Here is a 1,056-nt window from a genome sequence, read left to right as displayed (position 1 = left end):
CGGTTCAAGGCGCTTATTATCAAAAGGAAATGTTGGCAGCCGAGCAAGAGGGGCGGATAGGGCGTGTTGCTCGTGATTCTTTAATGCAAATACGTGCTTTTTGGGACATTGGGGGGACGGGCGCCAAGGCAAATGCAACAGCGATATGGATAGCGCAATTTGTTGGTAGAGAGATCAGAGTGCTTGATTATTACGAAGCACAGGGGCAGCCTTTATCGGAACATATCGGTTGGTTGCGTCAAAACGGTTATGAGAAGGCATTGATGGTTCTCCCCCATGATGGTGCGACCAGAGACCGTGTGCACAATGTGAGTTTTGAGAGCGCTCTTAAACAGGCAGGCTTTCAAACAAAAGTTATCCCTAATCAGGGAGCAGGGGCTGTTAAGATACGTATAGAAACAGTCCGCCGTGTTTTGCCTTCTGTTTGGTTTAATGAGAAGACGACAGTAGCAGGACGTAAGGCACTGAACTGGTATCACGAGAAATGGGATGAGAAGCGTAATATTGGCTTGGGAGCAGAGCATGATTGGTCCAGTCATGGGGCAGATGCCTTTGGACTGATGTGTATTTCATACAAACCACCAAAAGAAATACAAAAGCGACCAGCTTATAGCGGCAGAACGGAATATGAGAGTACCTCATGGATGGCAGAATGATGCATGATGATGAACATTTAGAGAAAGACAGCAATGTATCTGATCTCTCTCATGAAGGTTTGTTTCGTAAGCTTGTGAGTTGGTAGCAAGCTATTGATTTATAATGATAATCTAGCGTTATTCATATTGAGTTAAAGACCCGAATAACGTAAGATTCTTTTATTTCAAATCTGTTTATATTGAATCAATCAAAACCACTCGTTTGCACATAGCAAGTGGGATGAGTGTGTGGATAAAATTTGTATAAGAAAGGACTTAAAATGGCTCTTATGAACCGTCTTAATGCAAGATCTGTCGCAACATTAGGGGCTGGCAAATATAACGATGGTGCCGGCTTGTTACTTCATAAGCGTAAAGATGGAGGTGCTCAATGGCTGTATCGTTATACCATTCATGGGCG

At 43.6% G+C, this 1,056-nt stretch carries 2 pseudogenes; both read left to right on the top strand.

Annotated features, from left to right (window positions below):
* Nucleotides 1-656: pseudogene (locus ACFIQC_RS09905) on the top strand (PBSX family phage terminase large subunit); the annotation flags it as partial.
* A 260-nt stretch (nucleotides 657-916) separates the two neighbouring features.
* Nucleotides 917-1,056, top strand: a pseudogene (locus ACFIQC_RS09900) (integrase); the annotation flags it as partial.

The sequence above is a fragment of the Bartonella sp. AA126HLJHH genome (assembly GCF_042197425.1).
Lineage (GTDB): Bacteria > Pseudomonadota > Alphaproteobacteria > Rhizobiales > Rhizobiaceae > Bartonella.
This window is presented reverse-complemented; position numbering and strand designations above follow the sequence as displayed.